The following is a 9,385-nucleotide window of genomic DNA, read 5'->3' as shown; positions in this document are numbered from 1 at the left end:
TGGGGAGGGTGGGGCGTTGAGTATTAAGTTGCCGAGGGGGTTGGAGTGGCTTGCGCGGTTGGTGGTGGGGGAGAATTTTCCGCGGGGTGATGAGGACGGCCTGCGTGCGTTGGGTGATGTGTGGGGGTGGGCGGGTCGGCAGTTGGCGGCGTTGGAGCGTGAGTTTGGTCCGTCGGTGCGGGGGGTTTTGGACAGTGTCGGGGGTGGGGTGGGGGAGCAGTATGGGGATTTTTCGCGGCGGTTGAGGGTGCAGTTGCCGGTGTTGGTGGAGGGGGCTGGGCGGCTGGGGGATTCGTGTCGGCAGTGTGCGCTGCAGATCGAGTATGCGAAGTTCATGATTGTGGGGATGCTGGCGTGGACGGCGGCGGAGATCGTCCAGTTGGCGTGGTGGGCGCCGGAGGCGGTTCCGGCGTTGATCAGTGGTGCGCGGGCGATGGTGTTGCTGATTTTGCGGCGGTTGGTGGCGGGGGTCGCGGCGGGGGCGGTGTTCGGGCTGACGCTGGATGGGGTGATCCAGGCGTTGCAGATGTTGCGGGGGGACCGGACGCGGTGGGATGTGTCCTCGATGAGGGACATGGTGCTTGGTGGTGCTTTGGAAGGCGGTGTGGTTGGCGGGTTCCGGGGGGTGGGCGCGGCAGTCGCACCGAAGTTTGAGAAGTCGTTGCTGGGTGGGGGTGTGATCGAGGGCACCGGCACGATGGTGAGTACGGGTATGGGCAATGCTGCGTTTCATGACAACAGCAATGTGGGGGACGGGTTCACCTCGGGCATGGTCGAGGGCATGACCGAAGGCGGTGGTGGCCGCCGTGGCGGTAGCACCGCCGGCGGGGGCGGGGTGCCGGAGATTCCTGCCCTCAATATCAGCTTGCCGCCGGCGGCAGAGCTCACCGTTCCCGAGACGGACGACGGCGAGGAAACTCTGGTGCCGCCTGCGAGTGCGGTGCGTGATCGAGGGCCGGCCGGCACCGACCACACCAACGTGGGCGTGCCGGCCGGGGTCGTGTCGGGTGGCGGGACCGGTGGGCAGGCAGGCCCGGCCTGGTTCCCGGGCCGCGGTCCGGAGACCGGGAACACACCTGGGACCGGTTCAGGCCGGGGCGTGGTCACGTCGATCCCCGGCGGTGGTTCGGGCACGGCCACCGCGGGCACGGCCGGTGCCGGCACAGGCGCTATGCCTGTGGACCGTTTCGGGGTGGCGGCCAACGGTTCCGGTTCGGGGCCCGGCACCACTGCGGGCTCCGGTGGTTCTGGTACACCGCAGGTGCCGGGTGCGGTGCGTGGTGCCGAGACGAGTGACGGGGCTTCACGGTCTGTGGTAGCAGCGGCGGGTCCGGAGGGCAGCGGTGTCGGGTCGGCTGTCAGGGGCGACGACACTCTTGTCACCGACCAGTCCCCGGCCTCCGGCACCGGTGCTGGGGCTGGTGCGGGTGCTGGTGTTGCCGGGTTCGGTGACCACATCGCGTTGGTCCAAAACGTGGGCACTGCTGCCGGGCTTGCAGGTTTCGATGATGTGTCTGGCGTTCCTGACGTGGCTGGCATTTTTCCTGCAACGGCGGTGGGTGGTCCGGGTGATGTGCGGGCGGGTGTGGGGCATGTCGCGACGCCCAGCACTGCTGCGCTGGATGCTGGTTCTGCTGGTGCGGGCGCTACCGACTCTGTGCCTGCTGTGGTGTCTGCCGGTTCTGTTGCGCCGGGTGCCGGGATGTTGACGGGTACAGGTCAGGGGGTTCTTTCTCCGATATCTATTGGTCAGAGCAGTCCTCTTCCCGCGCATGCTGCGGCCGTGACCCGTACTTCTGCTGCTGGTCCTGTCGGTGGTGGGTCGCGGGGTACTGGCGCTGCCGGGGACCGGCCGCTGGTACCTGTGGTGGGGGAGCCGGCAGTGGCTGCGGTGGTGCTGCCTGGTGTGGAGTCGTTTGCGGGTACAGGGATGCGTACGCGGCCTGAATCTGGGGGGCCAGATGCTGTGCCAGGCGATGGTGCAGGGCGTGGGGGCCGGGGGTCGCACGTTCCCGGTGGACTGCATGCTGCGGGCACCGCTCACACGGAGGCTCCGGTAGTAGGGCATGGTGGCCCGTATCCCGGGATAGGCCGTGTGCCCGACACAGCCGACGAGAGGGCCGATGTCGCCGGTGCGATGGTGGTTGCCGATGCCGATGCCGATGACGTTCCGGGAGTGGCGGTGGACAGCGCGCCCACACCCTCCTCGTCCAGGCGGGTAAGCCCTGCAACCCTCGCCGAAGTGAGGCAGGAATCTGCACCAGCCGCTCTTCCGCACGCCACCGGCAACGGTCACCTGCTGCCTCCACCCTTCGGGGACGAGAGCGACGGCCCACACGTGCGCTTTAGGGAGACTGCTGCTACGGCTGGCCGTTTCATGCGGAATTTTGGCGTAGTGACGAACGACGTCAATTCCATTTTGAATACGGCGTGGGAGTACGGCCTGGTAGACCGGCATGTCGTGCAGCAGCGGTACGTCGAGCTACCGAAACACATCACCACACGCAATGACAAGACCGTTGCCGAGGCAATTGCAGGGAAGCTCCTTAACGGCGGCCAGTCCCTGGCCATGCTCGGTGGGGCCAGCCGTTGGAAGGGCTTTTTCCGTCGAGCGCGCGCCAGAGAAGATGCCAAGGCCGCCAACGAGGCTAGCATCCCCGTCGTCGCTGCCGATAGTGGTGTCAACAAGGCCGAGCTCGCCGCTGCCGTCGGCAGCTCCCGGCCAGACTCGGGTGCTGAGCTGATGGTGAAGCTGGAAAGAACCTACGGAGTATCATTCAATTCCGACCTCGGAGTCGCAGAATTCAAGCGGAGCTATTTCAATCTGCCGCAGGAGGTGATCGACCGGGTTAAGGTCGATAAATTCCCCGTTGAGTGGCTACCGATGATCGATGAGGCGCTTGGCCATTTCGCGCCTATTATGGGTGCGCGGCGCGATGAGTCCAGTCGCAGCGGAACGGATCAGGAAATCAATACACTTTCCGCGGTGGAGTGGGGTCTGTCTGGGCCGGAAGAACCTAACAGTTGGCATTTGGGTGAAATGTATTGCAAAAAAAAGCTGATTAATGTCTTCACGGGTCCGTTCAAAAGGAATTTTCGTGACCCGTCCGAACGCATTAACGGCGTTCTTGGAGTTGTGGTTCATGAAGTGGCTCACGGTCTGCTCGATTATGCGATGCTTGAGTTCGAGTGGCATTTCTGGGACGGTGTCAAGCAGTCGGGATGGAAGGAGTGGGTGCCGCCATCGGGTTCCATCGACCACAGGGAGGCACTGCGCGAGTTGATCCGGGCCACTGTGTTCAGACTCGAGGATTTCCAGGAATGGGCGCCGCCAAACCTCGCACAGGAGACGTACCGGCTGCTGGAGTCACTTCCGGGAAATGTGAGGGCATGGCAGGACGAGACCAAAATTCAACTTGTAGACCGCCTCACCAAGGCGCTCGAGGCCCAGCCTGATACGAAACTTGTTCTGCAGCGCTATGATGCGCTAATTCAGAAGAACCGTCGCTTCTTTGTTGCTGAGCAGGCAATCACAAAGTACGGTACGGTGAATGCCTTCGAAGATTTGGCCGAAAGCGCGAGATACTACTTCCTGGACAAGGAGACACTACGAGAGCGCGCGCCACGGCGCGCTGCTTTCATGGACCGTCTGGTCAAGGGCTGGAGCGAGCGCGCGAGTGGTGCTGTCGACACGCCCGCAGCACCGCAGCGAACCGGCTTTAGCTCGCTGCAGATGTCTCCCGGGCTGTCCACGGCGTCTAAAAGCCGTGTGCTGGCATCAGCCCTTGACCAGGAACCGGCCGTTGACGCTGTGGGCCGTGCCGCCGCGTACAACGGCACAGATACTGACGCCGCTCCTGTAGACAGCAGCGAAAGCACTGCGGAACTGAACAGGAGCCTCTTCCAACCCGGGTTGGAGACGCTGCGTGAGGGGCCGACGACATACCAGCAGGTGCGGGACCGGGCAGCGAAGGAGCAGGAGCAGGTAGCGGAAACTGTGCGGGGTAAGGGGCGCGATGACAGGGTTGAGCTTGGTTTGGTCCAAGGCATGTATCGCGAGGAGTCTGCCAGCCACGAAGAAGCGTCCGCTGTTGCGTTGCGGTCCTACCTGGAAGCTGTCCAGGAGCAGGAGCGGGCTGCTGCCGCCTATGAGGACCTGTTCTGGCGGATGGAGCGGGGCATGGAGGGCGGGCAGAGCCTGAACCAGGAATCGTTTGAAGGCGCGGTTAAGACCGCGGAACAGGTCTTGGAGAAGGCTGAACGCGCCGCCGGCGCCGCTCGTGAAGAGCTGGAAAGGCTGGGCATTGACCTCGGCTCCTTGAACGCGACCGACGCAGACCTCAAGGCCCGCCCACGCCTGGTAGGCGGCAGCCCGAGTGGGTCGGGCGCCCGTGGACACCACAGCGGCGTGCAGCGGGCCGAGTACCCCACGAGCCGAACACTTGGCACGGTGTCTGACGCTGGTGTGTACCAGATACCGTCGGGTGCCCAGGTGCCCCTGCCGGGTACCGGTTTCGGGTCCGGTGAGGGGGTTCCGTTCCAGTTGTCTGTTCGGGTTCCGTTCCAGGGCGGCGTACGGGATGTACTGAGCCGTGAAGGCGCCGATGCGGTGCGGTCAGCTGCGCAGCAGATTGTTGAGGAGGCTGTCGTCTGCTGGCGCCGTGGAGAGAGACCGACTCTACGGATTGAGGTCACCGGGTACGGAAACGGTAAGGGCGGCCGAGGAGGCGACCGGGCATCGGAGACCGGCCATCATCGCGCGAACACAACTGCCAGGGCACTGAGAGAGCAGATCCAGCAGCATCTCGACGACGTCAGCCAAGGGCCGAAGCCAGTCGTGGAAGACTTCCGGATTGATGAAATTTCAGGCGGCTTCAGCGACAACAAACAGTCTGCCGCCGACAGACGCAGTGCCTGGATCACGGTCGAATTCGGCCGCAGCACCCCAGCGGTGACCAGCCCTCATGATGGGGTGAGTAGTTCCATTCACCGGCTTGCATTGGAATCGGCAGAGTCTGGGGATGCAGGTAACCATGGCCACGTCAGCACCGGCTCCCGCGCCACACCGCAAACGCCGGAACTCATCCGGCCAGCTGCGCACCTGAGTCAGTTGACCCTGCGAAGAGTCGGGGAGATGCAAAGTGACCTGGCTGATCGCCGCGTACGTTTGAAGGAACAACTAGAACAGCAAAAGGCAGCCTTGGGTCGATCAGGGCTTACGGACACACAACGTACGATCTACGATACCGCTATCCGTAAATTGATAACCCTCGACCGCTACCGAAAAATGCGACCGGGGCAGTTTCGCGGCAGACCGCAGGCCGATCAGCAATTTAACGGTCTGGCAAAAAGCGAAGCAAGTGATAGAGTGAAGCTAGCTGCCTACGTTTCCGAGGATTTGCATCTGTGGCGAACCCGAGTCGACGAATCTGTGTACTCTAGTCGCCGCATAGCGGAAGAGATGATCAATCTTCATATGCAGACCCAAGAAAATTTGGCGGCAATCGCCCGACACGAGCAAGCTCTTGGCACATTTTACGAATACCATGGTGCCGAACTTATGCGGGATTGCAGGCGATCCATCCCGTGGTCGGCGAATCAGATCGAACACGTTCGGGAAAGCGGTGGACGAAGCCTTGATGCTATACGCTACCGCTTCGACGCGCGTACCCTCAGCAGCGGGGAAAATTTGGAAAAGGAGTCCGGAATCTCCGCGGCGTTGGCCGAGAAGTATAAAACCGGCAATTGTGGCGAATTGGCGCAGTGGCTTTTTACGGAAGCAAGATTTCGATTTAATGGTGCGAACATTCCCGTCTCGATTATTCATCACAGTGCCGATCACAGCTTCTTGGGCATGGGCGTGCGGAACTATCCAGAGTTCCGGATTCTTGACCCTTGGCCACGGCATCAGGAAAAGCCTGTTACCGCGGAACAGTACAATCTGAAAAACCTCCACCGGTGCTATTCTGATGACGGCCTGACCGATTCAGCGATAAACTACCGAACATGGGCGCAGCAGCAGCCATTCATGCGTACACTCCGCCGGCCCCCGCACCCCAACCCGCCGTTCGAAAGCAGAAGATCCGCTGTGCAGTGGGTAAACAACCATCACCCCAAGGCCCGGGATCACCTATTTGATATCACCAGAGCGACTAGCGACCCTAAGGATGTTTACGTGGGTCCGCGAGATGGATACGATACGGATAGCGGAGATTCCATCTCTAGTGATCGCCTCAGAAAGCCGATCGACACGCCGTTGGATTTCGACACCCAACATCACTCCTGATTTTGGATCTCTCGCTATGAATGTGTCGTCAAGCCGGGGGAAAGGCCCGACGCGCACGACGTGGGTCAGCGTGGAGCGGTACTCCGCCATGGGCCATTCCGCCCGATTACTCCCCTGGGGTGTCACCCTCCGTCGTCTTACGACCACAGTCAAATCCCCGGGCGTTCCTCAGCCACGATGCGAGGGAGGACAGCCACGGCGCTGCGGCCCACGGCGGTACACAAGATCCGGGCCGGGGCTCCCGTTGGAGTCCCGGCCCGGCCTTGCGTCTGTTATAGCTACCAGCGCGTGCCGAGTGCTGATGTGGATCTCGAATGCTCTCAAAGGGCGTCATCATCGGGGCACGTCAAGCGTGCATGCGGCCTGTTGGCACCGCAGGCTTGCCCGGCGCTGTGGGTCGGGCCAGCCGGGCAGTTCTTGTGATCGGTTGATCACGTGGGGTGTCTTTTTCGGTAGGGTGATCGTCAACTGCGATTGATCGTTTCGTGGTTGCCCCGGTGGTCTGTTTTTCTTCCCGGTCGGGCAGGCCGCTGGGGATGGTCCGCCTGGGGGCCTGCTGTGCGTCGTGCCTACAGCGGGGGTCCCCGGGCGGGCCGTATCCGTAGCGGGAGGGAGCGCTGGTGACTGTCACGGATCCGGCCACGTGGGAGGACCTGTTCGCACGAGATGTCGATGGGCAGTCGGTGTAGTTTGTGCGGCCCGCGGATACGGACCGCCCGTCCTGGGCGGTATACGACAGGGGGCAGCGGTATCTGGGGATGTTTACCGCGGAGCCGCACGGGAGCGGGGGGACGCAGTTGCGGGTGCAGGCCACCCATGAACGCCACGGGACCTGGACGACGTGGTCCGGGCGCTGCGCCGCCCGGTGTCGTGGCCGCGCGAGCGGGAACGGGCCTGTGACTGGGCACGGCGTCTCCTGGCGGATGACTCCTTGCGGGTTATCGACCTGGAGACCACGGGCCTGGCCGAGCCGTGGGCGGTGCAGATCGCGGTGACAGACCGGCACGGCAGCGTGCTGCTCAACGAGTACGTGTACCCCGGCGAGGGCGTGGTCATCGAGGACGCCGCGATCTCGGTGCACGGCATTACCTCCGACCGGCTGGCGTCGGCGCCGGCCTTTGCCGAGGTGCTGCCCGCGCTCACGCAGGTGTGCCAGGGTCGGACCCTGGTCGCCTACGGCATGCCGTACGACCGAGGCTGCCTGGAATAGAGAGCTGACCCGCCTCCACCACGGCCGTCCCGACGCTGTCACCCATTGGCTCGATGCGTGTCGTGGGGAAGACGCCATGGCCCCCTACGCCGCATGGAAGGGCTTGTGGTCCATCACACGCGGCGCCTACCGGTACCAGCCGCTCGGTGGTACCCAAGACGCTGTCGCCGACTGCCACCAGCTCCTGGCCAAACTCCGTGACATGACCACCACACGGCAGCCCTGAGGGGAAGCCACCCGAACAGCGGTCCGGGGCATACTGGGCGACGATGAAGAACATCCCCGCGCCCCGGCGCCATGCGACATCCTCAGGCCCGTTCAAGACTCCCGGCGTGCCCCTGTTCTCCACGCCGGAACCGGCGACGCCCTACCGCGCCGCAAAGCGCCCGCCACGTCCCGCGACGACCGGCCTCTTCCAGGCTCCGGAAGCCACCGGGTATCACCCGGAGGAGGCCGAAGAAGACACCCGCGAACCCTGCAGCCAAGCGCGGCCGCCCCGGCCGGCCCGCATCTGACGCTGCCTCGTGCTCCTGCTCCCCTCGTCCGGGTGCGCAGCCGGGGGCGCCGGGCCCGAACGGCGGTCCTACGGGAGGGATCCGGTCTTCGATGCGATGGTTTGTCGCCAATGATGGCCAATCAGGGCGCTGAGCATGCGTGGGCTGGGGTAGGCAGGGGGCCGGGCGGCTGTTCCGGCGTAGCGGGCGGTCGCGACGTTCGGGGAGGGGACTGGCGGGCGTTGCTGACCATCAATGTGGCGGTGTTGCTGGCTTTCGTTGTCGTCTTACGTCTGCGTCGTCGTACGGAAGCCCGGAGCCGTTTCGACGAGAAGCTCACAGTCGCCATCGTGGTCGTCTTGGGGGTCTTGATTGCCCCGACTCCCGTCGGCCAGGGAATCTTCAACATCCTGGGCCAGTTCGTCCAGGGCATTTCAGAATCCGGGCTATAGCACCTCTGCCGTTTTCCCAGCTCCGATTCATCTTTTCGCTTTCCGTTTTTTTGGCCTGAGTGATGCACGACACCCGGGGCCGGCAGCGCTGCTGGGGGTGGTTTGGCAGGATGCCGGGATGGTCGCGAAGCAGGCCGCGGCCACCACGGGCGGCATCGTGATCGACACCCGCGCCCGCTTCGGCTTTACCGCCGCACCCGGTAGCACGGACGACGCCCGCCTGCGCCTGATCACCCAGGCGCTGCCGCCGGAGTACGCGGCCCGCCTCTTCGACGCCCAAGATGTCGGGGCGAGCGAGGAGCAGCTGCGCGCGATCGCAGCCGAGGGCCTGCAGGAGATCTACTTCCGCGACCGCGGCCGCCGCGCGGCCGGGCTGGAGGTGGAGTTCACCGACATCGACTACATCGACTTTGAGCTGTAGGGCCAGTTCCGGGTGCGGCAGGGGCAGACCCACCCCCCGATGGATTCCGGCCGCACCCGGATGGTGATGAGATTACCGCGCTGCTTGCTTTTCCTGGAAGGCGCAGAATGCGGTGGCCGTGTGTTGGCCCGGGAAGGCTGGATCTGGCGGGCTTGTGGACCGCTTTCTACTTTCCCAGTTTCGCGGTCCGGCGTCGTTCTTCGGTTTTGTGTCGCGGGTTTTCTATGCGCATGGTTGGTGTCGGGTTATGGGGGTTCTGGCCGGTGATGGCGGTTTCGGGGATGGCGGAGATAGGGTGCTCGGTTGGTGTGGGCTGCTGGTGTGGTGTGGCCCCTGAGCATTGCCGGGAATGCCGGGATTTTATCGCCCGGGGTTTGCGGTGTCGTATTTGCCGTTTGCCGGTGTTGTGCTTGCTGTGGTGCGTGGGGAGGGTGGGGCGTTGAGTATTAAGTTGCCGAGGGGGTTGGAGTGGCTTGCGCGGTTGGTGGTGGGGGAGAATTTTCCGCGGGGTGATGAGGACGG

General features: G+C 63.8%; 4 protein-coding genes and 1 pseudogene. All 5 read left to right on the top strand.

Translation table 11 applies throughout. The features are described 5' to 3' along the window. Positions 1-40: 40 nt before the first annotated feature. Positions 41-6,286 (top strand): WXG100-like domain-containing protein, encoded by a 6,246-nt coding sequence (locus PV350_RS40720; RefSeq protein ID WP_500338456.1) that lies wholly within the window; start codon positions 41-43, stop codon positions 6,284-6,286. A gap of 931 nt (positions 6,287-7,217) precedes the next feature. After that, positions 7,218-7,496 (top strand): 3'-5' exonuclease, encoded by a 279-nt coding sequence (locus PV350_RS40715; protein WP_500338454.1) that lies wholly within the window; start codon positions 7,218-7,220, stop codon positions 7,494-7,496. 269 nt (positions 7,497-7,765) lie between these two features. After that, a complete protein-coding gene (locus tag PV350_RS40710) occupies positions 7,766-8,011 on the top strand; it encodes a hypothetical protein (protein WP_500338452.1) in 246 nt (81 codons plus the stop codon). A 221-nt stretch (positions 8,012-8,232) separates the two neighbouring features. Beyond that, the gene (locus PV350_RS40705) at positions 8,233-8,442 is read left to right on the top strand and encodes a hypothetical protein (RefSeq protein ID WP_500338451.1); all 210 of its coding nucleotides are present in this window, start codon (positions 8,233-8,235) and stop codon (positions 8,440-8,442) included. Positions 8,443-8,566: 124 nt separating this feature from the next. Then, a pseudogene (tpg, locus tag PV350_RS40700) lies at positions 8,567-8,863 on the top strand (telomere-protecting terminal protein Tpg); the annotation flags it as partial. Positions 8,864-9,385 lie beyond the last annotated feature (522 nt).

It is taken from the genome of Streptomyces sp. PA03-6a (assembly GCF_033792765.1).
Classification (GTDB): domain Bacteria; phylum Actinomycetota; class Actinomycetes; order Streptomycetales; family Streptomycetaceae; genus Actinacidiphila.
This window is presented reverse-complemented; position numbering and strand designations above follow the sequence as displayed.